General features: G+C 57.2%; 20 protein-coding genes and 1 other RNA gene. 13 read left to right on the top strand and 8 right to left on the bottom strand.

All coding sequences use genetic code 11. From position 1 onward, the window contains the following. Positions 1-103: 103 nt before the first annotated feature. On the bottom strand, positions 104-2038 hold the full coding sequence (gene dnaK / locus LPW13_RS01080) for a molecular chaperone DnaK (RefSeq protein ID WP_230437609.1): 1935 nt from the start codon (positions 2036-2038) through the stop codon (positions 104-106). 158 nt (positions 2039-2196) lie between these two features. Further along, positions 2197-2802 carry a nucleotide exchange factor GrpE gene (grpE, locus tag LPW13_RS01075; protein WP_230437608.1) on the bottom strand — a complete coding sequence of 202 codons (606 nt, stop codon included), beginning with the start codon at positions 2800-2802 and terminating at the stop codon, positions 2197-2199. A gap of 306 nt (positions 2803-3108) precedes the next feature. Here grpE and recN point away from each other — a divergent pair, with 306 nt between their 5' ends. Next, positions 3109-4761: a DNA repair protein RecN gene (gene recN, locus LPW13_RS01070; protein WP_230437607.1), complete on the top strand. Its 1653-nt coding sequence runs from the start codon at positions 3109-3111 to the stop codon at positions 4759-4761. A gap of 184 nt (positions 4762-4945) precedes the next feature. Beyond that, complete coding sequence (locus LPW13_RS01065) at positions 4946-5539, top strand: 1-acyl-sn-glycerol-3-phosphate acyltransferase (RefSeq protein WP_230437606.1); 594 nt, start codon at positions 4946-4948, stop codon at positions 5537-5539. 82 nt (positions 5540-5621) lie between these two features. On the opposite strand, the gene fur is transcribed toward LPW13_RS01065, so the two are convergent. Then, positions 5622-6029 (bottom strand): ferric iron uptake transcriptional regulator, encoded by a 408-nt coding sequence (gene fur / locus LPW13_RS01060; RefSeq protein ID WP_230437605.1) that lies wholly within the window; start codon positions 6027-6029, stop codon positions 5622-5624. 373 nt (positions 6030-6402) lie between these two features. Here fur and LPW13_RS01055 point away from each other — a divergent pair, with 373 nt between their 5' ends. Then, the gene (locus LPW13_RS01055; protein WP_230437604.1) at positions 6403-6750 is read left to right on the top strand and encodes an outer membrane protein assembly factor BamE; all 348 of its coding nucleotides are present in this window, start codon (positions 6403-6405) and stop codon (positions 6748-6750) included. Positions 6751-6889: 139 nt separating this feature from the next. Here the strand turns inward: LPW13_RS01055 and LPW13_RS01050 are convergent, their stop codons facing one another. After that, on the bottom strand, positions 6890-7216 hold the full coding sequence (locus LPW13_RS01050) for an RnfH family protein (RefSeq protein WP_230437603.1): 327 nt from the start codon (positions 7214-7216) through the stop codon (positions 6890-6892). A 1-nt stretch (position 7217) separates the two neighbouring features. After that, positions 7218-7655, bottom strand: coding sequence for a type II toxin-antitoxin system RatA family toxin (locus LPW13_RS01045; protein ID WP_230437602.1), 438 nt, complete (start codon positions 7653-7655; stop codon positions 7218-7220). Between the two features lie 251 nt (positions 7656-7906). On the opposite strand from LPW13_RS01045, the gene LPW13_RS01040 reads away from it, so the two are divergent. The 5 genes from LPW13_RS01040 to ssrA all read left to right on the top strand — a co-directional run bounded on the left by LPW13_RS01040 (position 7907) and on the right by ssrA (position 13170). Beyond that, positions 7907-9325 carry a sodium-dependent transporter gene (locus LPW13_RS01040; protein ID WP_230437601.1) on the top strand — a complete coding sequence of 473 codons (1419 nt, stop codon included), beginning with the start codon at positions 7907-7909 and terminating at the stop codon, positions 9323-9325. A 42-nt stretch (positions 9326-9367) separates the two neighbouring features. Further along, positions 9368-9847 (top strand): SsrA-binding protein SmpB, encoded by a 480-nt coding sequence (gene smpB, locus LPW13_RS01035; RefSeq protein WP_230437600.1) that lies wholly within the window; start codon positions 9368-9370, stop codon positions 9845-9847. Between the two features lie 63 nt (positions 9848-9910). Then, entirely contained in the window at positions 9911-11257 is a 1347-nt protein-coding gene (locus LPW13_RS01030) for a sodium-dependent transporter (protein ID WP_230437599.1), read from the top strand. 29 nt (positions 11258-11286) lie between these two features. Then, complete coding sequence (rlmD, locus tag LPW13_RS01025; RefSeq protein ID WP_230437598.1) at positions 11287-12684, top strand: 23S rRNA (uracil(1939)-C(5))-methyltransferase RlmD; 1398 nt, start codon at positions 11287-11289, stop codon at positions 12682-12684. Positions 12685-12781: 97 nt separating this feature from the next. Continuing rightward, positions 12782-13170: a transfer-messenger RNA gene (gene ssrA / locus LPW13_RS01020) on the top strand. Between the two features lie 116 nt (positions 13171-13286). On the opposite strand, the gene LPW13_RS01015 is transcribed toward ssrA, so the two are convergent. Next, a complete protein-coding gene (locus LPW13_RS01015; protein WP_230437597.1) occupies positions 13287-14216 on the bottom strand; it encodes an alpha/beta hydrolase in 930 nt (309 codons plus the stop codon). Between the two features lie 123 nt (positions 14217-14339). Here LPW13_RS01015 and LPW13_RS01010 point away from each other — a divergent pair, with 123 nt between their 5' ends. The 3 genes from LPW13_RS01010 (at position 14340) to rnr (ending at position 18210) form a co-directional block, all read left to right on the top strand. Next, positions 14340-15224, top strand: coding sequence for a LysR family transcriptional regulator (locus LPW13_RS01010; RefSeq protein ID WP_230437596.1), 885 nt, complete (start codon positions 14340-14342; stop codon positions 15222-15224). A gap of 235 nt (positions 15225-15459) precedes the next feature. After that, positions 15460-15669, top strand: a complete 210-nt coding sequence (locus tag LPW13_RS01005) for a cold-shock protein (RefSeq protein WP_230437595.1) — start codon at positions 15460-15462, stop codon at positions 15667-15669. Positions 15670-15936: 267 nt separating this feature from the next. Further along, entirely contained in the window at positions 15937-18210 is a 2274-nt protein-coding gene (gene rnr, locus LPW13_RS01000) for a ribonuclease R (protein WP_268932660.1), read from the top strand. Positions 18211-18325: 115 nt separating this feature from the next. Here the strand turns inward: rnr and LPW13_RS00995 are convergent, their stop codons facing one another. Together LPW13_RS00995 and LPW13_RS00990 are read right to left on the bottom strand one after the other, a co-directional pair. Beyond that, complete coding sequence (locus LPW13_RS00995; protein WP_230437593.1) at positions 18326-18976, bottom strand: class I SAM-dependent methyltransferase; 651 nt, start codon at positions 18974-18976, stop codon at positions 18326-18328. 172 nt (positions 18977-19148) lie between these two features. Then, complete coding sequence (locus tag LPW13_RS00990) at positions 19149-19595, bottom strand: OsmC family protein (RefSeq protein ID WP_230437592.1); 447 nt, start codon at positions 19593-19595, stop codon at positions 19149-19151. A 369-nt stretch (positions 19596-19964) separates the two neighbouring features. Here LPW13_RS00990 and LPW13_RS00985 point away from each other — a divergent pair, with 369 nt between their 5' ends. Beyond that, on the top strand, positions 19965-20729 hold the full coding sequence (locus LPW13_RS00985; RefSeq protein ID WP_230437591.1) for an OmpW/AlkL family protein: 765 nt from the start codon (positions 19965-19967) through the stop codon (positions 20727-20729). 64 nt (positions 20730-20793) lie between these two features. Then, entirely contained in the window at positions 20794-23064 is a 2271-nt protein-coding gene (locus LPW13_RS00980) for an autotransporter family protein (protein WP_230437590.1), read from the top strand. Positions 23065-23097 lie beyond the last annotated feature (33 nt).

Here is a 23097-nt window from a genome sequence, read left to right as displayed (position 1 = left end):
ATAACAGCGCAAGGCGCGACGGCCCAATCGAGTGATCAGACAGCCGCGCCCCTGAGCGAGTAAGCTGCAAGCAGCCACCGGTGAACCCGGTGGCCGTCAGTGCTTACTTATCTTCTTTCTTGTCGTCTTTGACTTCTTCGAACTCAGCGTCCACTGCATCGTCACCACCGGACTGCTGGGCCTGTTCGGCCTGCTCTCCGGCCGCTTCGCTGGCCTGGGCCTGCTCCGCGTACATCTTCTGGGCTACCGGGCCAGAGGCTTCGGTCAGCTTGGTGGTCGCGGCTTCCATGGCAGCCTTGTCGTTGCCTTTCACCGCTTCTTCGGCTTCGGCAAGCGCGGCGTCGATCGCAGCCTTCTCTTCCTCAGTCGCCTTGTCGCCTGCTTCTTCCAGGGTCTTTTTGGTGGCCGAGATCAGACCGTCGAGAGTGTTGCGGGTAGTCACCAGCTCCTCGAACTGTTTGTCCGCTTCGGCATTGGCCTCGGCGTCCTGCACCATCTGGTCGATCTCTTCCTCGGACAGGCCGGAAGAGGCCTTGATCACGATGGACTGCTCTTTGCCGGTGGCTTTGTCTTTAGCGTGCACGTGCAGGATACCGTTGGCATCGATATCGAAGGTCACTTCGATCTGCGGCATGCCGCGCGGCGCGGGCGGAATATCGGCCAGGTCGAATTTGCCCAGCGACTTGTTCTGCGCCGCCTGTTTGCGCTCGCCCTGAACCACGTGGATGGTTACAGCGGTCTGGTTGTCGTCCGCGGTGGAGAACACCTGAGACTTTTTAGTCGGGATGGTGGTGTTCTTGTCGATCAGCGGTGTGGCAACGCCACCCATGGTTTCGATACCCAGGGTCAGCGGGGTGACGTCCAGCAGCAGCACGTCTTTTACGTCGCCGGCCAGTACCGCCCCCTGAATGGCGGCACCCATGGCAACCGCTTCGTCCGGGTTCACGTCTTTGCGCGGCTCTTTGCCGAAGAACTCGGTCACTTTGGACTGTACCAGCGGCATGCGGGTCTGGCCGCCCACCAGAATCACTTCGTCTACACCGGATGCTGCCATATCGGCATCCGCCAGTGCGGTTTTTACCGGCTCCAGGGAGCGGGTAACCAGGTCTTCTACCAGACTTTCCAGCTTGGCACGGGTCAGCTTGACCACCAAGTGCTTGGGACCGGTGGCGTCTGCGGTGATGTACGGCAGGTTCACTTCGGTCTGCTGGCTGGAGGACAGCTCAATCTTGGCTTTTTCCGCGGCTTCCTTCAGGCGCTGCATGGCCAGGGGATCGCCCTTCAGGTCGATGCTCTGCTCTTTCTTGAACTGTTCGGCCAGGTAGTCGATCAGACGCAGGTCGAAGTCTTCACCACCGAGGAAGGTATCACCATTGGTGGACAGTACTTCAAACTGCTTCTCGCCATCGACGTCGGCGATCTCGATGATGGAGATATCGAAGGTACCACCACCCAGGTCGTACACCGCGATGGTGCGGTCGCCGCCGGCTTTGTCCATGCCGTAGGCCAGTGCAGCTGCAGTAGGCTCGTTGATGATGCGCTTCACATCCAGACCGGCAATGCGGCCGGCGTCTTTGGTTGCCTGACGCTGGGAATCATTGAAGTAGGCCGGCACGGTGATCACCGCGGCGTCTACTTTCTCACCGAGGAAGTCTTCCGCGGTTTTCTTCATTTTCTTCAGTACTTCGGCAGAAACCTGTGGCGGTGCCTTCTTGTCGCCCTTCACTTCTACCCAGGCATCGCCGTTTTCGGCTTCAACGATGGAGTAAGGCACCATCTTGATGTCTTTCTGTACCACATCGTCTTTGAACTTGCGGCCGATCAGGCGCTTGACGGCGTACAGGGTATTCTGCGGGTTGGTAACCGCCTGGCGCTTGGCGGACTGGCCGACCAGTACTTCGTTGTCATCGGTAAACGCAACGATGGAGGGGGTTGTACGATCGCCCTCTGCGTTTTCGATAACACGCGCCTTGTCGCCGTCGAGTACTGACACACAGCTGTTGGTCGTACCCAGGTCGATGCCGATGATTTTTCCCATTGATCTGTATCCTCACTTTGCGGCGCACGCCGGCTCTGGACTATTCTGCCTGGCCTCAGCGCTGCGCGATTGAATTCGGTTGCTTGCTTATATTGGTGCCGTCGCCCCGTTTTCAAGGGCCGATGACAAATCTCCGTCTCGCAGTCAGCAAAGCGCTGTTACGGCGCCTTGCTGACCACCACCATTGCCGGACGGATCAGGCGGCCGTTGAGGCGGTAGCCCTTCTGGAATACGTCCAGCACGGTGTTCGGCTCCACATCGCCATTCGGCACCTGGGTCATGGCCTGGTGCAGCTCCGGATCGAAGGGCTCGCCCGCCGGATTGATCACTTCCACGCTGTACTTGACCAGGGTGTCGATAAAGGACTTGTGGGTCAGCTCGATACCCTCGACCACGGCTTTATGCGCCTCGTGCTCGGTATCGATGGTGGAAAGCGCGCGCTCCAGGTTGTCCACAACCGGCAACAGGTCTTTCAGCAGCTTTTCCACGCCGAACTTGTGTGCCTTCTCCACATCCTGCTGAGCGCGGCGACGGGCATTCTGCACTTCCGCCTGGGCGCGCAGCACCATGTCTTTGTGCTGTGCCAGCTGCTCGTGCAGAGACGCGATCTCGGCGTCCTGTGCACTTTCATCGGCGAGCTCTTCATTCAACGCCTCTTCCGCGGCGTGCTGCTCCTCTGGCGAGGGCGATTCCACTTCTGCGGCCGGGTCTGCTGCCTGGTCGCCGGTTTCGATCTGCTCTTCTTCGCTGCGCTCTTTGGCCACTGCTGTCTCCGTCTGTGTCCGTCGGCAATCTGCCGGTTAGGTCAAAAACCGGGGATACCCGGCAATGCAGGGCTATATGGGGTCACCCTCCGGCACTTCAAGGTGCCGGCTTCAGGCACATGCAATCTGCCTATTCGACCCACACGCTCGCGGGCAGCACCCGGATTGAATCCCCTAGCAGGGTATAGTGAAGTCTGCCCTCCGGCGAACCGCGATTACCCCGCATTTGGGCCCCGCAGCGATTGAAAGCCCGCCGCCATATACTGTATAAACAACCACTACTTTAACCGGTATAAAAACAATCTTATGTTGCTGCACCTGTCTATCAGTCAGTTCACCCTGGTCGACCAGCTGGAGCTGGAGTTCGGCCGCGGAACCAGTACCCTCACCGGCGAGACCGGTGCGGGCAAATCCATCACCCTTGATGCCCTGGGCCTCGCACTGGGGGATCGCGGCAATGCCGAGCTGGTGCGCCCCGGTGCCAAGCGTGCCGATATCCACGCCACCTTTGATATCAGCGAGCACCAGGAGGCCCGCACCTGGCTCGAGGAACACGAAATGGACGCGGGCCGCGAAGTCATCCTGCGCCGCGCCATTGGCGCCGACGGCCGTTCCCGCGCCTATATCAATGGTCAGCCGGTGACCCTGCTGCAGCTGCGGGCTCTGGGCGAACAGCTGATCGACATCCACAGCCAGCACGAACACCAGTCGCTGCTGAAAAAAGACACCCACCGCCGCCTGCTGGATGAATACGCCCATGCCGAGGGCCAGTGCGCCGAAGTGCGTATTCACTTCAAGCACTGGCAGGATCAGTACCGCCGCTATCGCAAACTCGCCGACAGTGCCGAGGAGACCCAGGCCCGCCGCAATCTACTGGAATACCAACTGGAAGAGCTGGAACAGCTCGACATCAAACCCGGCGAAATCGAAGAACTGGAAAGCGAACAGCGCCAGCTGGCCAATGCCGGCGATATTCTGAACGGCAGTTACCAGCTGGCAGCAATGCTGAACGGCGGCGAGGGTGATATCGCCGAGCAACTGCACCGCGCGCTGCAGCTGGTGGGTGCCATGCCGGAGCAGAGCCCGGCGCTGGTGGAGGTGGCACAGATGCTCGACAGTGCGCGGATTCAGGTGGATGAAGCCGCGAGTACACTGTCGCGCCATGTGGACAGTTTTGAAATGAACCCGGAGCGGTTGGCGGAAGTGGAAGAGCGCCTGTCCGCCATCTACTCCACCGCCCGCAAACACCGGGTACAGCCGCACCAACTGGCAGACCTGCAGCAGCAATGGCGGCAGGAACTGGACGAGATCGGTGCACCGGATACCCTCGACAAGCTGGCGGGAGAGTGCGAACAGCTGGAGCAAAACTACCGCGACAGCGCGGCCAGGCTCAGTCAACTGCGCGCTGCGGCCGCTACCCGACTGGCGGAGGCGGTCAACGCCCAACTGGCGGACCTCGCGATGCCCCATGCGCGAGTGGAGTTGGCACTCACTGTGCTGGAAAAGCCTGCCGCCACCGGCCTTGAAGAAGTGGAAGTACTGATCGCCACCAACCCCGGGCAACCGGCCCGCGCCCTGAGCAAGGTCGCCTCCGGCGGTGAATTGTCGCGTGTAAGCCTGGCGATTCAGGTGGTCACGGCGCAGACGTCCCGCACCCCCACCCTGGTATTTGACGAGGTGGATGTGGGGATCGGCGGCGTCACCGGTGATGTGGTGGGGAAGCTGCTGCGTCAGCTCGGCGAGCGCGGCCAGGTCATCTGTGTGACCCACCTGGCGCAGGTGGCAGCCCGCGCCCACCGCCAATACCTGGTGGAAAAGCACAGCGATGGCGCCTCTGCGTTTGTGGCCCTGCGGGAACTGAAAGACGCCGAACGCAGTGCGGAAATCGCGCGTATGCTGGGTGGTGAAGCGACCGCACAATCCCTGGCGCACGCCGAAGAGATGCTGTCGCGCGCCTGAGCAGTCACAGATAGAGCGGCGCCGGGACCGCAATTGACCGAAAGTGGCAGCCAATTCATTTTATACTGTCGCGCTCTCTGAATCAGATAAACCTCCGCGCGCGGATATGCCCGTCCTACACTCTCAAAAATGATGAGTGGACTCGGCTACCCCGGATTAGCGGACATAGAATTGCGGTCACACCATGCAGACAACCATTTTCAACACCCCCATCCTTACGCCCTGCCTGCGCCTGCTTGCCCGGCTACTGCTGAAGTTACACGGTTGGAAAGTCGTTGCCGATGAGCGCGCGCTCAAGTTGAAAAAATATGTCCTGCTGGCGGCGCCACACACCTCCAATTGGGACGGCTATTTCTTTATTCTCGCGGCTCTGAAACTGAAGGTAAACCCGCAGTGGATGGGGAAAGACAAGCTGTTTCAATTCCCTCTCGGCGGTACCATGCGCTGGTTTGGCGGTATCGCGGTCAACCGCAGCAAGGCTAACAATCTGGTGGAAGCCACGGTCAACCAGTACAACGCCCGCGAACAGCTGGTGATTGCCGTGCCCCCGGAAGGTACCCGCGGTCGCACCGAGCGCTGGAAAACCGGCTTCTATCACATCGCCCGCGGGGCTGCGGTGCCAGTGGTGTGCGGCTTTATCGACTTCGCCAGGAAAGAAGTGGGCATGGGACCGGTGATGGAAATGGGCGAAAGCCTGGCCAAAGAGCTGGCGAGGTTCGGTGCGTTTTATGCGGATAAGGTCGGCAAGTACCCGGAGGACTACACCGCACCGGTGTAAATTCAGGCACAAACCAGCTACAAACAAAAAGGGAGCTTGCAAGCTCCCTTTTTTGTGCTTTATCTGTCGACGAGCCGATCGCTCAGTCTTTCTTCTTTACATACAGTACCAGGCTGTGCCCGGTCAGCTCGTAACCGTGTTCTTCCGCAATCTGGTGCTGCAGCTCCTCGATCTGTTCGTTGTGGAATTCGATTACCTTGCCGGTATCGGTGCACACCATGTGGTCGTGGTGATCGCCTCGATCCAGCTCGAAGACGGAATGGCCGCCGTCAAAGTTGTGGCGAATCACCAGGCCGGCGCTTTCGAACTGGGTCAACACCCGGTATACGGTGGCAAGGCCCACGTCTTCCCCGGCTTCCAGCAGCAGCTTGTACACATCCTCGGCGCTCAGATGCTGCTCACTGGCATTTTCCAGCAGCTGCAGGATTTTGACTCGCGGCAAGGTGACTTTGAGGCCCGCTTTGCGCAGTTCCTGATTTTCGTTCGACATGAGTAGTAACTTTCCGGATGTGTGTGTATGTGCTCGTAATCATTGTGCCCCGCCTGTCGGCAGGCAGATAGATCGGGTATTATCCACGCACAAAGCAGGCAGCGGAACCCCAGTATACTTTTTGTTCAAACCGCGAAGTTTTGGCCTTGCTGAAGCGATTTCCGCCGGACATTGGCCGCCTGGGGAACTAAATCCCGGAATCAGCGCCTATTATCAGGCCTTTCTGGTGCCCGGTCACTCTGCGCAGCAAGTACAGGCGCCCAGTTCGCCACCTGTACTCGCTGCCAATTGGCCGGCTATGCTGTCCGGTAGCGCTCGCGCACCGGCGATCGCCAATGTAATGAATCAATAAAAATTCCAGATGGAGCATTCAATGCCCGCAGTTGTAAAAGTCCTGGCTCTTGCCGTCCTCTGCAGCCTCGCCACCGCCTGCAGTCTGTTCAAATTCCCTGGTGTGCACCGGATTGAAGTGCAGCAAGGCAACATCGTGAACCAGGAGATGGTGGACCAATTGAAGCCGGGCATGACCCGCCGTCAGGTACGCTTTGTGCTGGGCACACCGCTGCTGGAAGATACCTTCAACCCCAACCGTTGGGATTACGTCAATCGCGTGCGCGACCGGGACGGGGAAGAAACCCAGAAACGTTTCACCGTCTACTTCAATGGTGACCAACTGATCGCCACCAGTGGCGACTGGCAACCGGCCAGCTGGCCCGGCTGAATCGGTGACCGAACCCGCGAGTAGCGCCTGTGCGTTGCTCGCCCCCTGCTGTTCCGTACTCTGCTAGGCCTACTTACCCTCCGACTCCCGGCCTCGACATCCGCTTGCCGCTGGATCTACTTTTCCGCTGCCGCCAGGTCTATTTTTCCGCTTGCCGCCGGGCTTTGGCCGCACGCTGTTTGCGGGCCTCTTTGGGGTCCGCAATCAGGGGCCGGTATACCTCTACCCGGTCTCCCGGCTGCAGCACATACTCCGCCGCCACCGCCAATCCCTTGGTGCCGAGCGCCTGACCAAATATCCCCAGTTTGGCAGTCTCGGGATCCACTTCGGGGTACTCCCGCGGGATTCCAGACAACGTCAGCGCCTGTAGCGCAGTGGTACCCGGCTCTACCAGTAGACTCATCAGGCGCTGCTCGTGTGGCAGGGCATAGACCACCTCGACGGCGATGGTTTTCTGATCGCTCATTTCAACGTTCTCCGTAAATCTGCCCCGCGCGCTCGCACATGGCATCCACCATCTGGTTGGCAATACCGCTGAACAGCTTGCCCGCGGCCGCACCCAGCAATCGGTTCTGGGCACGGAAACGCAGGGTAAACACCACTTTGCAGGCATTGTCATTCAGTGGGGTAAATTGCCAGTGGCCATTGAACTCGCTGAAGGGGCCATCCACCAGCTCCAGGGTCATGGAGTGTGGCCGCAGCAACCGATTGCGGGTGACAAAACTCTGGGAGATGCCTGCGCGGGAGAGCTCCAGCCGCGCTTCCAGCGTGCCTGCATCCTCGTGCAGCACTTCCGCACCGCGGCAACCGGGTAAAAACTGCGGGTAGCTGGCGACATCATTCACCAGGTCGAACATCTGCTCCGCACTGAACATTACCAGCGCACTGCGCTCAATCTCTGTCATGTCAACACTTGCTCACTAACCGAAGGCTCACCCAGTTCTTGCACGAAAAGTACGACATTCTTGCCTATCCTGTGTCACGTAGGGGGATTTTGTGCCCGCGACGCTACTCAAGGCGGATAAATCCTGCAACAATCGGTCTTTTAGCGCCTTCTCTTTCCCCGGTCATTCCCCCGGAAAAGCGCTCGGGCACATGGGCACGGCGCGCTATATAACCATTCACTCGACAAGAATAACAGGCAAGTGAGAAATCTATGTCCGCAGCGAGAGAACATTTTGGGTCCCGTCTCGGTTTTATCCTGGCTGCCGCGGGTTCCGCGGTGGGGATCGGCAACCTGGTGTCCTTCCCGGTTGCAGCCACCAAGAGTGGCGGCGGTGCCTTCCTGTTGGTGTACGCGCTGTTCGTTTTCCTGATCTGCCTGCCGGTGATGATGGCCGAGCTGGCGCTTGGCCGCAAAAGTGACAAAGACCCGGTGGGCGCTTATCGCCAGCTCTCTGGTGGTTCGACGCTGTGGCGTATCCCCGGCTGGTTCGCCCTGATCACCCCCTATATGATCGCCGTGTTCTACATGGTGGTGACGGTGTGGGTGCTGGGCTATCTGGTGGAAACCCTCAAGGGCAACCTGGATGTGCTGGCCACAGAATCGTATTTCGGCACCTTTATCAATTCCAAGGTGGTGTTTCTCTACCTCATCGTCCTGATGCTACTTATCAATGGGGTGCTGTCCCTGGGGGTCAAAGACGGTATCGAACGGGCCGCCAAGACGCTGATGCCGATGCTGTTCGTGTTGCTACTGGGGCTGGTGGTATTCGTGCTCACCCGCGAGGGCGCCGGCACCGGTCTCAGTTACTACCTGATCCCCGACTTCAGTAAGCTGGATGCGGAGGTGGTCAGCAAGGCCATGTCCCAGGCGTTCTTCTCGCTGTCTCTGGGTATGGGCATCATGATTACCTACGGCTCATATATGAAGAAGCGGGACTCCATTCCCGGCTCCGCCAAGGCCGTGGCACTCACCGATACCATGGTGGCCTTCACCGCCGGCCTGCTGATCCTGCCGAGCGTGTTCCACTTTAACCCCAACATTGATCCCAGCACCCTGAGCGACTCCTCCGCGGGTATGATCTTCCTGTTCCTGCCCAAGATCTTCCTGTCCCTGCAGGACGGGATCGGCTACTTTGGTGCCAGTGCGGTGGCTGCGATCTTCTTCTTCCTGGTATTCGTCGCCGCGCTCACCTCCCTGGTCTCGATTATCGAGGTGCCCATCGCCTCCCTGCGGGACGAGCGCGGCATGTCGCGCAAGAAAGCCATCTATACGGTAGCTGCCAGCCAGTTTATCCTCGCGGTACTGTGCGCCATGTCCTTCGGTATGGCAGACTGGCTGACCCAGTTCGTGAAACTGGCCGGCAGCGACAAATCCTTTTTCGACTTGGTAGAAATCCTGTTTTACGACACCATATTGCCCCTCAATGGCCTGCTGGTTTGTCTGTTTGTGATTTACAAGTGGAAGCGGGCCAATTTCGACCGGGAACTACAGGAGGGAGACAGCGGCTTCGCCGGCACCCTGTCGCAGAAGTACGTCAACTTCTCCCTGGGTACGTTCATCCCGTTTATTCTGCTGATCATCTTCATCAACACCGTTGCCCTGAAGTTCTTCGGCAGCAGTTTCATTTAAGAATTTATTCGAGACGTCGCCGACAAGGCGCAAGTTGTATCCATGGCAAAAAAGAAAAAGGCTCCATCTTCAAACACTATCGCCCTCAACAAGAAGGCGAAGCACGATTACTTTATCGAGGAAAAGTTTGAAGCGGGCCTGGAATTACAGGGCTGGGAAGTAAAGGCCTGCCGCGAAGGCAAGGCCCAGCTCACCGACAGCTACGTACTGTTCAAAGACGGCCAGGCATGGCTGCTGGGTGCCCGCATCCAGCCGCTGGCCAGCGCTTCCACTCACTTCGTGACCGAACCGGACCGCACCCGCCGCCTGCTCTTGAAGCGTCGCGAGATCGCCAAACTGATGGCCTCCGTGAACCAGAAAGGCTATGCCTGCGTGTGCACCGCCATGTACTGGAAAAAGCACCTGATCAAGTGCGAAGTGGCCCTGGCCAAAGGTAAGGCCATGCACGACAAGCGCGAAACCCTGAAAGAGCGTGACTGGAACCGGCAGAAGCAGCGTGTCCTGCGCACCGACAACCGCTAACGCGACAATTGATAAAAGGCTCCCACGGGCAAGCAAAACAGAACAATAACGACGGGATTTACCATGAGTGCACCGCGAGGACAGTTCAGTTCCAACTTCGGCTTTCTGATGGCAGCCGCCGGCTCCGCCGTCGGCCTGGGCAATATCTGGGGTTTCCCCACCAATGTCGCCGCCAACGGCGGTGCCGCCTTTGTGGTGGTCTACCTGATTCTGGCATTCATACTGGCCTATCCGGTACTGATGGCAGAGCTCGCCATCGGCCGCCACGCCCGCCGCAACATGGTACAGGCGCTACGCGGTATCTCCACCGGCCCGGTAAGCCGCGGCGCGGGTACCCTGGCCGGTTTTGGCGGCATTGTGGTGGCCTCACTGATCCTCAGCTTCTATGCCATTGTCGCCGGCTGGATGTTGGCACATCTGGCAGACCCCTTTGTCACCCTGGTTGGCGCTGAGCGCTCGGCGGAATGGCTGACCGCTAACAGCGCCGCGCGCAACTTCACTTTTACCGCCATTTTCAGCGGTCTCACCATGGCGATCATTGCCGCCGGGGTAGAAAAAGGTATCGAGCGCTGGTCCACCCTGTTGATGCCGTCACTGATCATCCTGCTGCTGTTGCTGATTGCCTATGTACTGAGCCAGCCCGGTGCCATTGCCGGGCTCGAAGCCTACCTGATGCCGGATTTCAGCGAGCTTTCCCCGGAACTGATGTTGTCTGCTATGGGACAGGCCTTCTTCTCCCTGTCGCTCGGCGTCGGCACCATGCTGATCTACGGCTCCTACCTCAGCAAGCAGGAAAGCCTGCCGCGCCTCGGCGCCCTGGTGACGCTGATTGACGTGGGCATCGCCTTTACTGCCGGCCTGCTGATTGTTCCCGCCATGTACGTGGCTCAGGAAGCGGGCACCCAGATCTTCTCAGATGGCGGTCAGTTGATGGCAGGCCCGGATCTGATCCTGCAGGTACTGCCAGCCCTGTTCGACACCATGGGCACCAGCGGCCTGTTCGTCGCCATCGCTTTCTTCGCGCTGATGACCATTGCCTCGCTGACCTCCTCTATTTCCATGCTGGAAGTACCGGTGGCATTCTGCATCGAGAACCTCGGTCTCAAACGCCGTCCGGCGACCCTGCTGGTGGGCCTGGTCATTTTCTGCATCAGCTCCGTGATCATTTTCAATTTCGGCGCCCTGTTCGGACTGGTGGTCTCTGTCAGTACGGAATACGGCCAGCCCATCCTGGGTATCGCCCTATGTATCTTTGCCGGCTGGATCTGGCGCCGAGACCAGTTATTGAAGGAGCTTCAGGAAGGCCACCCGGACATCGAGAAGACCCTGTTCTGGAAAATCTGGCCCTGGTATGTGCGCCTCGTCTGCCCACTGCTGATCCTGGCCGCCTTTATCCAATCGGTGCTCTAACCAGCCGTTAAAAAGAGCCAGAAATCGCAATGATCAGAAAGCCCGGCCGTCGGCCCGGACCACCACGCAGGCCGGGATTGGCTCGCAGCCAGTCCACACAGCGAACCACCCAGTCTCCGGTGGTGCAGATCGACAAGCTCAGCCACGAAGTGCGCGGCATCGCGCGCTATCCGGTGGACGGCAAAAACAAAACCCTGTTTGTGGATAACGCGCTGCCCGGCGAAGAGGTGAAAGTAAAGATCACCGCGAGCCGCGCCAGGTTCGACGAGGGCATTGCCAGCGAGATTATCCAGCCCTCCGCGGACCGCCGCACACCGCCCTGCCCCCACTTCGAACACTGCGGCGGCTGCGCCATCCAGTATATGGACCCGGCGGCACAGATCGCCGCCAAGCAACAGATCCTGCTCGATCAACTGCAGCGCTTTGCCCATGCCACACCGGAGCAGGTACTCCCGCCGCTGACGGGAGACAACTTCGGCTACCGTCGCCGCGCCCGTCTCGGTGTGCGTTTTGTGAAACAGGCCGGCAGCCGCAAACCGCAACTGGTGTTGGGGTTTCGGGAAAAGCGCTCCAACAACCTGGTGGATATCACTGAATGCGGGGTATTACCCGCGGACTTTTCCGCGCAAATCCCCGCGTTGCATCAGCTGGTCGACAGCTGCACCGGGCGCAAACAGATCTCCCATATCGAAGTCGCCATTGGCGACGACGCCACCGCACTGGTGGTCCGCCATCTGCAGCCGCTGAGCGAGGAAGACCGACAGCGCCTGCTCGACTATGTAAAAACGCGCGACTACCACCTGTACCTGCAGGACGACAGCGGTGCCAGCACAGTCTGGCCCGAACAGGGTGCAGAGCGCCTCGCCTACGGGCTGGCGGATTTCGGTCTGACCCTACAGTTTCATCCTCAGGACTTTATCCAGGTCAACTTCGACATCAACCGGCAGATGGTCAGCCGCGCAATCGAGCTGCTGGACCCACAGGCGGATGAACGCGTACTGGATCTGTTCTGCGGCCTCGGCAATTTCACCCTGCCACTGGCCACCCGCGCCGCAGAGGTGGTGGGAGTAGAAGGCGCAAAAGTGCTGACCGAACGCGGGCGGGAGAACGCCGCGCACAACAACCTGGACAATATCCACTTCCAGGCCGCCGACCTCACTGCCGACTTCACCCGCAGCCCCTGGGCACGGGGTGGGTTCGATAAAATCCTGCTCGACCCGCCGCGCACCGGCGCACTGGAAGTGGTGCGCAATATCGCCACCTTCGGCGCCCGTCGCATCGTCTACGTCTCCTGCAACCCCGCCACCCTGGCGCGGGACACCGCGGAACTAATCCAGCGCGGCTACCGTCTAAGCAAAGCAGGCGTGATGGATATGTTCCCCCACACCACCCATGTGGAGTCCATCGCCCTGTTTGAGAAGACTTGAACGTACAGTCATTATTTTCCAACTTACGGGTATTGTGACACACCTGCTTCAGGTATAATGAAGGTTAAGCAAACGTGCTTTTGCACGGCCAGATTCCGGGGGTGACTTGGATTCGACGCCGGTGACGAAACCATGGGTGCATGCCGTGATGGTAGCGAATCACGTAAATCCAAAGCTGCATTTTATTAGTTGCCAACGACGACAACTACGGTGCCCAACTCGCTGCGTAAGCAGCCTGTGAAGCACTAACTAAGGGTTCGCCCTTAGCGGCCTTCAGCAAGGTGCCAGTACCGCGCTGCAGGCTGTCATACAGAACTGGATCGTCCTGAAGCGTGCCTGACGTGGATGGCCTAAAACTTATTCAGGCTCGCGAGTTACGTCCTGCCCGTTGGGCTGTAACGAGCTAAATCAATAGACGGACCTAAGCATGTAGAGCCTCTGGCGGAGTGCTGACGGACGCGGGTTCGACTCCCGCCACCTCCACCAAATTAAAAAGGCCCGGTACCGCAAGGTACCGGGCCTTTTTAATTTGGTGGAGGTGGCGCGGGAGACTCCGATAAGAGAAAGGACACCCCCACAGGGTTACCCCACCGTCTCGGCCATCAGGCGTCCAGGTGATTTCTGAAAAAGGGCACCACCTGCTCCAGCGCCTTGGCAGTGGCTTCAGGCTTGTCGTACAGGTCGTAATGGCTTGCGCCGTCCACGATCTGCAGGGTTTTCTGGCCGGAGCGGGCGCGGTTGTAGAGTTCGAAACCGTCCCGGTAGGAGCCGAATCCGCCAGGTACACTGCCGATGACCACATGCAGCGGTTGGGTAAGCAACACTTCCGCAAGGTGGAAAGCATCCCAACCCACAGCGGCGGCCGTGCTCGTCACGCGAAGCTTGTTTGGGGAGCCCGGCTGCTGACCACGTGACGTGGTGTAGTAGTCTACGGCCTCTTTGATATCAATATCGTCGATACCGGCTGCCTCGCGCTCAGCTTCGGAATTGGGAATATATCCCGTGATCAGTGGCTCAGCTCCCCGAGCTTCGGCGGTGCGCTGCTCGGCAATGGCATCCAGAGTCCTCAACGCCGCGTCAGGTGTCATATCTCCCTCGCGCATCAGGCGGCCGTAATTAGCCCCAACCACGGTGGCCACGGCCTTGAAGCGGCGCTCGGTCATGGCGGCGCTGACGGCATAGCCACCACCGCCACACACACCCAGCACGCCGATGCGATCAGCATCCACGTAGGGCAGGGTCACCAGGTAGTCCACCGCGCAGCGGAAGTCTTCAATACGGGTAGCGGGATCTTCGCTGAAGCGTGGCTCGCCGCCGCTGGCCCCCTGGGTGGAGGCGTCGAATGCCAGGGTGATGAAGCCGGCCCGTGTCAGTGCCTCACCATAGACGGCGCCGGAGGTCTGCTCTTTGCAGCTGCTGATCGGGTGGGCGCAAACGATCGCCGCGTATTGCTTGTTCGCATCAAAGCCCTCGGGCAGTCGTAGAGTGGCAGCCACATCCCAGGTGCGATTTTTGAAAGTGACGGTTTCCATCAGGTGTTTCCTCCCGGTAGTAAAGGTGTCGGTAACTGGCTTTGGGAAGAAATCATAGCGATCCGGCTTTGATCTGATTAGCCGCTATAATCAGATTGCTTTTATCCGAATTTCTTATAAATCATGAAAGAAAACCTGAACGAACTGTCCGCCTTTATGGTGGTAGCAAAGGAACAGAGCTTCACCCGGGCGGCCAGCAAGCTGGCAACCTCGCAGTCGGCCATCAGCCAAACAGTGAAGAACCTGGAGCAACGTCTCGGCATCAAACTGCTATCCCGCACTACCCGCAGCGTCACCCCGACGGAGGCGGGTGAACGCCTGATGGCCCTGATCGGACCAGCGCTTGAGCAGATCAATGCCGGGCTGAACCAGATGAGCGCCCTGAAGGACAAGCCCGCGGGTACCATTCGCATCACGGCAGACGAATACGCCGTCAGCGCAGTGCTGTGGCCCAAGATCAGGGAATTTTTGTACCAGTACCCCGACATCAAGATCGAGCTCAGTACGGACTATGGCCTGGTGGACATTGTGGAAGGGCGTTATGACGCAGGGGTCAGACGGGGTGGATTGGTAGCCAAGGATATGATTGCCGTGCCCATCAGTGATGAGATCAAGATGATGGTGGTGGCTTCCCCCCGTTACCTGGAGCGTCGCGGTATACCGAAGAAGCCGCAGGAGCTGGCCACCCGACACGATTGTATCAATCTGCGGTTACCCACCCACGGTGGCCTTTGGCCATGGAGTTTCAGAGAGAAGGGACGGGAAGTGAAGATCAGGGGAGAGGGGCAGCTGGTTTTCAACAGTATCAACAGTGTGCTGGAAGCCGCCCTGGCGGGGTACGGCCTGGCCTATGTGCCCGAAAGCATGGCAGAGCCTTATATCAAAGAAGGCGAACTGGCGGAAGTGCTGGCGGGCTACAACATGGTACATCCCGGCTATTACCTCTATTACACCAGCCGTCTGCAATCGTCCCCGGCCTTTTCACTGTTGCTGGAGGCCCTGCGATAGAGCGCGGTGACCAGCCAGACGAAGCTGGGCCTTACTTTGCACCTCACTTGAAGAAATACTTTGACTTCGCTCACAAGGAGGCCTACAGTGAACTTAGTTAAAAGTAAGCCTATTGTTTAAATCCTCAGTTTCGTCGTAGCAGTCCTTCTTCGTCCTGTAGCATCTAAATTCCAGACTTTTTTTTGCTATTCATGCCTCATGAAGGCGTATCTTTATTTGTTTACAGGAAATCATCATGTCAAACACTACTACCGGCACTGTTAAGTGGTTTAACGAATCCAAAGGCTTTGGCTTTATTGAACAGAAATCTGGTCCTGACGTGTTCGCGCACTTCAGCGCCATTGCAAGCTCAGGATTCAAAACCCTGAACGAAGGCCAGGCCGTTGAGTTCACCGTGACTCAAGGCCCGAAAGGCCCGCAAGCTGAAAATATCGTTTGCGCGTGAGCCAATAGGCTCCCGTTTGAAGCAGCCCTTACTGGCCTGCTGCCGAGTGGCCCTGACGGCCACTCCGGTCGGGATACCCTCCCGGTATCTCGACCTTAAAAGGTGACCTTAATGGTCACAACTTTAACCCCCACTTGTTTTACTCCCCTGACCCCATTGCGCATTATCCGCCTGCATACCTTGCCGAGTAACATCTGATCTGCCCTGACACATCACTCCAGTTTTTACCCTGCGCAATCTTATTGGCGGCTTTCCCGAGAGGAAATCATGAGAAAATCCCCAATAGCTGCGTTTAATCCGCAGGACGCTGAAAAATACAGCAACCCTATTCCCGCACGCGAGTTCATTATGAGCTTGCTTGAAAATAACAAAAAGAAGCTGGATCGCGAGCAGCTGGCTAAAGTTCTGGAACTCTCCGAAGACGGAGAAAAAGAAGCATTGCGCCGTCGATTGCGCGCCATGGAGCGCGATGGACAGATCCTGTTCGATCGTCGCGATGGCTACAGCCTGGTAAAACCCGAAGACCTGATAAGCGGACGAGTGATTGGTCACCCGGATGGCTTCGGCTTCCTGACCAGCGACGAGTCTGAAGAAGACCTGTTTTTATCCGACAACGAGATGCTGACCGTGTTTGACGGTGACCGCGTGCAGGCCCGCATCAGCGGCAGTGACCGCCGCGGTCGTAAAACCGGCGTTATTGTCAATGTACTCGAACGCAATACCACCCAACTGGTAGGACGCTTACAGTGTGACGACGGCGACTATTTCCTCAAGCCGGAAAACAGCCGTATTGCCCATGAAATTGATCTTGATCGAGACCAGCTAATGGGCGCCGAGGTCGGACAGTATATTTCCGTGGAAATCACCGATTACCCGAATCGCCGCTACAATGCCTCCGCACGGGTGACCGAGGTACTGGGCAATGCCATGGGCCCCGGAATGGAGATCGATGTAGCGATCCGCAGCCACGATATCCCCCACGACTGGCCAAAGGATGCTTTGCGCGCGGCGAAACAGCTGGGCAGCGAAGTACCCGAGGCGGACAAGCACCATCGTGCCGACCTGAGACATCTTCCGTTTGTCACCATCGATGGTGAAGATGCCAAAGATTTCGACGATGCCGTCTACTGTGAAAAAGGGAAATCCGGCAGCTGGCGTTTGTATGTGGCCATTGCGGATGTGTCCCACTATGTTGAACCGGACAGTGCGCTCGACCAGGAAGCGCAAATACGTGCTACCTCCGTCTACTTTCCCGGTCGCGTAGTGCCTATGCTGCCGGAGTCCTTGTCGAATGGACTCTGCTCGCTCAATCCGCGGGTAGACCGACTGGTGATGGTCTGCGAAATGACAATCGACAAGTCCGGGAAAATGACCGGTTACACCTTTTCCGAAGGCGTCATCCATTCCCATGCGCGCCTCACCTACAACCAGGTGAACGCTTTCATCACCGCCCCTGACTCATCTCTGGGACAGAAAACCGCTCGGCAGCTGAAAGATACGGCACCGCATATACACGCCCTGCACCAGCTGTACGCGGTACTGAAGAAAGCCCGGAAAAAACGCGGTGCGATGGATTTTGAAAGGCCGGAAGTCAAATTCGAATTCACTGAAGGCCGCAAGATAGAGCGGATTGTCCCGGTCATACGCAACGACGCGCATAAAATGATTGAGGAGTTCATGCTGAGTGCCAATGTGGCAACGGCCGACTTCCTCGAAAAACAGAAGATGCCGGCGCTGTTTCGTGTGCATGACGGACCGCGGGATAAAAAATTGACCGCGTTGCGCGCTTTCCTTGGCGAAAAAGGTCTCAAGCTGGCGGGCGGTAACAAACCGTCGCCCGTACATTACGACCAGCTGATGAGCAGTATTGAACACCGTCCCGATGCGCAAACCATCCGCACCATGATGCTGCGATCACTGAGCCAGGCTGAGTACAGCCCGCAGAATCGCGGCCACTTTGGGCTGGTGTACTCCGCTTACGCGCACTTTACCTCGCCCATTCGCCGCTATCCGGATCTGCTGGTGCACAGAGCCATTCGCTCAGTGATCCGCCAGCCCCAAGCGCGCAACCCTGTGCGCCGCGCGTTAAAGTTTGTCCTCGGCGCAGGCAGCGCACCAGTGCAGCGTTTCCACAGTGCAGAAACGCTCCCCCAGGGAAAAAGTTATCCCTATGACAAAACGGGAATGCAGGCTCTGGCCGTGCACTGCTCAAACGCCTCGCGCCGCGCCGATAAGGCGAGCTGGGATGTAGAAGCCTGGTTGAAGTGTGAGTATATGCAGGATTTTGTCGGCGATACTTTTGAAGGGCTTGTCAGTAGTGTTACGGGCTTTGGCTTGTTTATCGAAATCAATGACATTCAGGTTGAAGGTCTGGTGCATATATCGGCGCTAAAAAAGGACTATTACCACTTTGATGCCGCCAAGCAACGTCTGATCGGCGAGCGTGGCAATAGTAGTTTTGCCATTGGCGATACCATCAAAGTGCGTGTTGTACGTGTCGATATGGAACGACGGAAAATAGAACTTTCCCTCGCCAACTAGATCTCCAACAACTGGACCTCCAACAACCAGGTCTCCGATAACCATAGAGACCAAGCTCCCCGGAGCTTGTCGCCGCTCAGGTCTCATGCCGACCTGAGCGGACCAACATCTCGGCTCAGCGCGTAAACTTCAGGATATACCCCTTGAAGACACCATCAAGATAATCGGTGTGTTCGGGTTTCCGGTGTTCGGATGTAAAACCGTAGTTCTGCATGAGCGCCGTCAATTTGTTTTTCCGCCCCCGACCCGGATCAACAATAATCACTTCACAGCTCGGCTTTGCGTGATTTTCAATAAAGGTGGCCAACAGCTCGATATGCTCATCTTCATATAGCAGATCACTACCAATAATCAGATCAAATAAACCGAGCGTATCGTTACTATCCGCCCAGTCGACCTGTTCAAAAGCAATGGGCTTACCCTCATTAAGTAGCGCATTTCTTTGCAGGAACACATTTACTTCAGGGTGATAATCCGTCGCGGTAATATCAGCACACTGTTTGTTCAGGAGGAGGCTTGAAAGGGCCATGCCACACCCGACTTCAAGGATGCGTTTCGAGCCGGTTTCGTAATCACAGATGTAGTGAGCAAGAACCATGCTGGAGGGCCAGACCACGCCGAATATTGGCCAGGACGCAGACGATATACCGAGCTTCTCGGCGATGCCCGACGGGTCGTGAAACTCCTGCTTGTTGCGCAACGTGCAAAGGTGGATGTCAGTTTTACCGAACTCAACGGTCTGGTATCGCAATCGGAGATTTGTCATTTATCTGGCCGCAAATGGAAGCGCTGAGCCAGCTATCGAAGATGGATAAGTGACAAAACGATAAGGATCGCTAGATTATCGCAATCTCGAAATAAGGCAACTTATTTAAACCCGGATACAGGAAACAATGCATCGACACGAAACTGTACCGGTAGAGCGCCCGTTAAAGACATCAAGATGAGGATAGCCGTGTGCGCACCTGTATCACCGATGTCAGCGTACGATGCACCGGGCAGCGGTTGGCTATATCCAGCAGCTGCTCGCGTTGCTCACCGGTGAGTGCTCCCTCAAGCGTCACTTCCCTGACTATTTCATCAATTTTCCCCTTCTTCGATTCACAACTCTCACAGTCTTCCACGTGTACCTTCTGATGAGAGAGAATTACCCGGACCCGCTCTAGCGGTATATTTTTTCGTTCTGCATACATCCGGATCGTCATACTGGTGCAGGCGCCCAGCCCCATCAGTAAATACTCGTAGGGGCCCGGACCGAGATTCTCTCCGCCGACACTCTCCGGCTCATCGGCAATCAGATGGTGAGGACCAGAGGTCATTGTTTGGGTGAATTTACCGTCACCTTTTTCCTCTACTGTTACCACCGTTGGGGTTTGACTATTCACTGGATTTTCCTCTTGGGTTTGATACTTTAGAGCACCTCTATTAATCAGATCCCGCACTTTCCTCTCATAATCTGGCGATGCGGACGCCAACAATGTCCGATTGATCATTCTGGCAGGACAGAAATCTTCGAGCTTTAAACATAGTTCAATACACCGGTCACACTCGGTCCGGCAAGCTTGCTCAGGCCTGCTATTTTTACAGGTAATTTCTCACTTACTGCCGGAATAACCCGCTGATAAATCTGGCAACTCCAGTGCTGCAGTTCAGTACTACCGGCGCCATTTCCCCAGGACGTATGGGTCAAGAGTGATCCGTATTCTGTATTGCCTGCTGATATTGCGGGACGGAATGTGACATGGAGTCCAACTATGAATAAAGCCGCCGGCTTGAGCGCTGTACTGGCGCTGGCACTTTCTCTCATTACCACCCCCTCAGCCAGAGCACAGATTCAGGCTTCCGACATAGATCTGACACGTTTTTACTTACGGCTCGGAGTCAGTTTCGTTTACCCCGACGATGACGCGACATCTCTGAAGTATTACCTGCTGCAGGATTGGGAGCTCTATCGCACCCATTGGGAGGTTGAGGAAGACACTACCTGGAATATCTCCGCCGTTTGGCGACCACTGCCTTACGCAGGGTTGGAGCTGCTTTATATAAACGGTGCCGATCACTCTTTGACGGTTGAGAATTTTCGCGCTTACCCCGGGCGGGATTTTATTAAATTTGGTCGCTTTGCCAGCTCTTCCGCCAACCTGTTCGTGAACTGGTACATGCTGGACGACGACTGTCTCGCGCAGCCCTACCTGGGAATTGGCGTCAATTACTCAGACTTTTACGACGATGCCCTGAACTCCGACTTCCAGCATTACCTGCAGGATAGCGGCATCTCTACCGGCCCCGCCAAATTCGGTATGGGTCACTCCTGGGGTGCAAGCGCCCAACTGGGCATAGACTGGCGCCTGGGCCGTGGACGCGCCAGCTCCTGGATGATCAACGCCTCAGTGATGTATACCGATGCCAATACCGATGGTGTGGTGACCTATCCCATCTCTCCCGGCTACGACCGCCTGTATTCCGATTTCGAGACCAACCCCTGGACCCTGAATCTGGGTGTTACCTATGAGTTCTGATACGGCACCGTACTGCCACTCCCCTCGTTGGCACCAGCTCTGCCTTACACTCGGACTTGTCACTTTGTCAGCAAGCGTATTTGCGGACTGTACCCCCGGTAATACCGGTACCGCCGGACCCGACCAGATTCTTTGCGATAATGACAATGACCCCAATGGTGCCGATGTATCGAGTCTCGGCGGTGACGATGTCCTGGACCTGAATGGCGGCACCATCGGCACCCTTGATAGCGGCAGTGGCAGAGATACCATCAACCTGAATGGCAGTCTGGTTGAAAACAATCTGTTGACCGGTGACGGCGACGATACCGTCATCATTTCCAACCGCGATTCGGAAGTGGGCACCTACTTTTCCGGCGGTCTGGATACCGGTGCCGGCAATGATCGTATCGAAATCTCTGATGGACTGATATTCAGACTTGATGCCGGCGACGGTGACGACAGCCTGCTGCTGGATGAAGGGTATATCTTTTTCGAAACAAACATGGGCGCCGGCGACGACACGTTTTACTGGGATGAAGGTGTCATTGAACACTTTATCGGCGGTACCGGTTCCGATGAAGTAGTCATTGATGCGTTCGCTTACGAAGGCGAAGCCATTCTGGATGGCGGCGACGACCTGACCGCTGATGACGGTTATATCGATACCCTCAAGTTTATTCTCGACCATGAAATCGACGGCCAGCTGCTGCGCAACTGGGAACGAATTATCGTTCAGGGCAGCTCGAAAATCGACTTTTTCGGCAGCCTGGATGTAGGAGGCGGTCGCGCCAGTGACGGTCAACAACTGGGCCTGGATATCTGGTTTGGCGGCGTGGTGGAATTTGTGCCTCGCACCTTCAATATCCGCGGCGACGTCATCAATGCCGGCACCTTGTGGCTGAACGACAACCGCATTAATCAAGTAAATATTGCCAGCCACGATAGCGGACGTTTCGGCAACTACACCGGGCGCAACGGCAGATTGTGGATGGAAACAACGTTTGGAGATGACAGCAGCCCCTCAGATCTGTTGACCATCGCAGGAGATGCAGCAGGCACAACGTTCGTGCGCATCTACAACCTGGACGGCGATGGTGGAGAAACCCACGGCGACGGGATAAAAGTGATCGACATCGCCGGAAAATCACCGGCCAATGCGTTTATTCTCGACGGCGACTACATGGGCTACGACGGACGCCCCGCCACCGTTGGCGGCGCCTACGGCTATACCCTGCACCACGGCGGTCTCGATAATCCTGACGACGGCAACTGGTATCTGCGCTCTACGTTACCCGACCCGTTTGGCGGCGGTGAAAAACGGATACCGCGCTGGCAGCCGGGCGCGGTGCTCTACGAAACCTATGCCCAGGCCATTCGATTAATGAGTCAGCCGGAGTCCCTGCGCCAACGAGTGGGTAACCGGTTCTGGGCAGGTAGCAGCCACAATGACCGCGGGGAGTGCTGCTACACCAATGCGGTAGAAAAGACCATTGATGGTGGAGGCCTGTGGTTGCGTACCCGGGGGCACTACTACGATGTTGAGCCGGAACATTCCACGGCCAATGCGAAATGGCAGCAGGATTTCGGACTGGTACAGATCGGCTCCGACTTTTCCGTCGATCCCGCGGTTTATGGTGGCCGGCTGATTTTTGGGGTTTCCGCCCGCTACGGCTACGGCAATACCGAGCTGGACAGTTTCTTTGGCCACGGGAAAATTCGCACCGATAACTGGGGCGTTGGCAGCAGCCTCACCTGGTATGGCCACCAGGGGACCTATGCCGATTTGCAAATGCAGTTCAACTGGTTCGACTCGGAGCTTTATTCCCACGAGCTCTACTATCTCGGCCACGGCAACGACGCGGTGGCCTTCTCCTTCTCTGCCGAGGCCGGCCACAGTATCAAGCTGTGTGATTACTACTCACTTACACCACAGGTGCAGCTGACCTTTAACGCCGAAGAAATCGACGATAACTACGATCAGTACGGTGTTTTCATGAAGGACACCAAGAACCGGGGCGGGTCCGCCCGTTTTGGCCTCGCGTTTGAACAGCGCGCCAGTCGACGAAAATCTTTCGCCAACATGTATGGCGTCCTCCCGCTGGAGCGTATCGGGCTCTATGCCATCGCCAATGCCCATTATTATTTTGATGATGAAACCGAAGTAAAAGTCTCCCATACCCCGCTCTACCAGGCGCGGGACGACTGGTGGGGGCAGCTTGGTGTTGGGGTAACCTATGACGAGTGCGGTGATCGCTGTTCGTTTTATGCGGAAGCCGATTACAGCACCAGTCTGAGTAACTTCGGTGACAGCTACGGGGCCAGCCTGACGGTCGGCTTTCGCTTCAAGTGGTAGCCGCTGACAACCCGTGCGGGTTTTCCCTATACT

The organism is Microbulbifer celer, assembly GCF_020991125.1.
GTDB classification, from domain to species: domain Bacteria; phylum Pseudomonadota; class Gammaproteobacteria; order Pseudomonadales; family Cellvibrionaceae; genus Microbulbifer; species Microbulbifer celer.
Note: the sequence above shows the minus strand (reverse complement) of the source record. Positions and strands in the feature narration are given on the sequence as shown.

Coding starts and splice junctions, on each gene's coding strand:
- smpB (WP_230437600.1), top strand. CDS start 9,368: ATGGCAAAAAAGAAAAAGGCTCCATCTTCAAACACTATCGCCCTCAAC.
- dnaK (WP_230437609.1), bottom strand. CDS start 2,038: ATGGGAAAAATCATCGGCATCGACCTGGGTACGACCAACAGCTGTGTG.
- LPW13_RS01065 (WP_230437606.1), top strand. CDS start 4,946: ATGCAGACAACCATTTTCAACACCCCCATCCTTACGCCCTGCCTGCGC.
- LPW13_RS01055 (WP_230437604.1), top strand. CDS start 6,403: ATGCCCGCAGTTGTAAAAGTCCTGGCTCTTGCCGTCCTCTGCAGCCTC.
- LPW13_RS01005 (WP_230437595.1), top strand. CDS start 15,460: ATGTCAAACACTACTACCGGCACTGTTAAGTGGTTTAACGAATCCAAA.
- LPW13_RS01010 (WP_230437596.1), top strand. CDS start 14,340: ATGAAAGAAAACCTGAACGAACTGTCCGCCTTTATGGTGGTAGCAAAG.
- LPW13_RS01045 (WP_230437602.1), bottom strand. CDS start 7,655: ATGACAGAGATTGAGCGCAGTGCGCTGGTAATGTTCAGTGCGGAGCAG.
- LPW13_RS01050 (WP_230437603.1), bottom strand. CDS start 7,216: ATGAGCGATCAGAAAACCATCGCCGTCGAGGTGGTCTATGCCCTGCCA.
- recN (WP_230437607.1), top strand. CDS start 3,109: ATGTTGCTGCACCTGTCTATCAGTCAGTTCACCCTGGTCGACCAGCTG.
- rlmD (WP_230437598.1), top strand. CDS start 11,287: ATGATCAGAAAGCCCGGCCGTCGGCCCGGACCACCACGCAGGCCGGGA.
- LPW13_RS01030 (WP_230437599.1), top strand. CDS start 9,911: ATGAGTGCACCGCGAGGACAGTTCAGTTCCAACTTCGGCTTTCTGATG.
- LPW13_RS00995 (WP_230437593.1), bottom strand. CDS start 18,976: ATGACAAATCTCCGATTGCGATACCAGACCGTTGAGTTCGGTAAAACT.
- LPW13_RS01040 (WP_230437601.1), top strand. CDS start 7,907: ATGTCCGCAGCGAGAGAACATTTTGGGTCCCGTCTCGGTTTTATCCTG.
- rnr (WP_268932660.1), top strand. CDS start 15,937: ATGAGAAAATCCCCAATAGCTGCGTTTAATCCGCAGGACGCTGAAAAA.
- LPW13_RS01015 (WP_230437597.1), bottom strand. CDS start 14,216: ATGGAAACCGTCACTTTCAAAAATCGCACCTGGGATGTGGCTGCCACT.
- LPW13_RS00985 (WP_230437591.1), top strand. CDS start 19,965: ATGAATAAAGCCGCCGGCTTGAGCGCTGTACTGGCGCTGGCACTTTCT.
- fur (WP_230437605.1), bottom strand. CDS start 6,029: ATGTCGAACGAAAATCAGGAACTGCGCAAAGCGGGCCTCAAAGTCACC.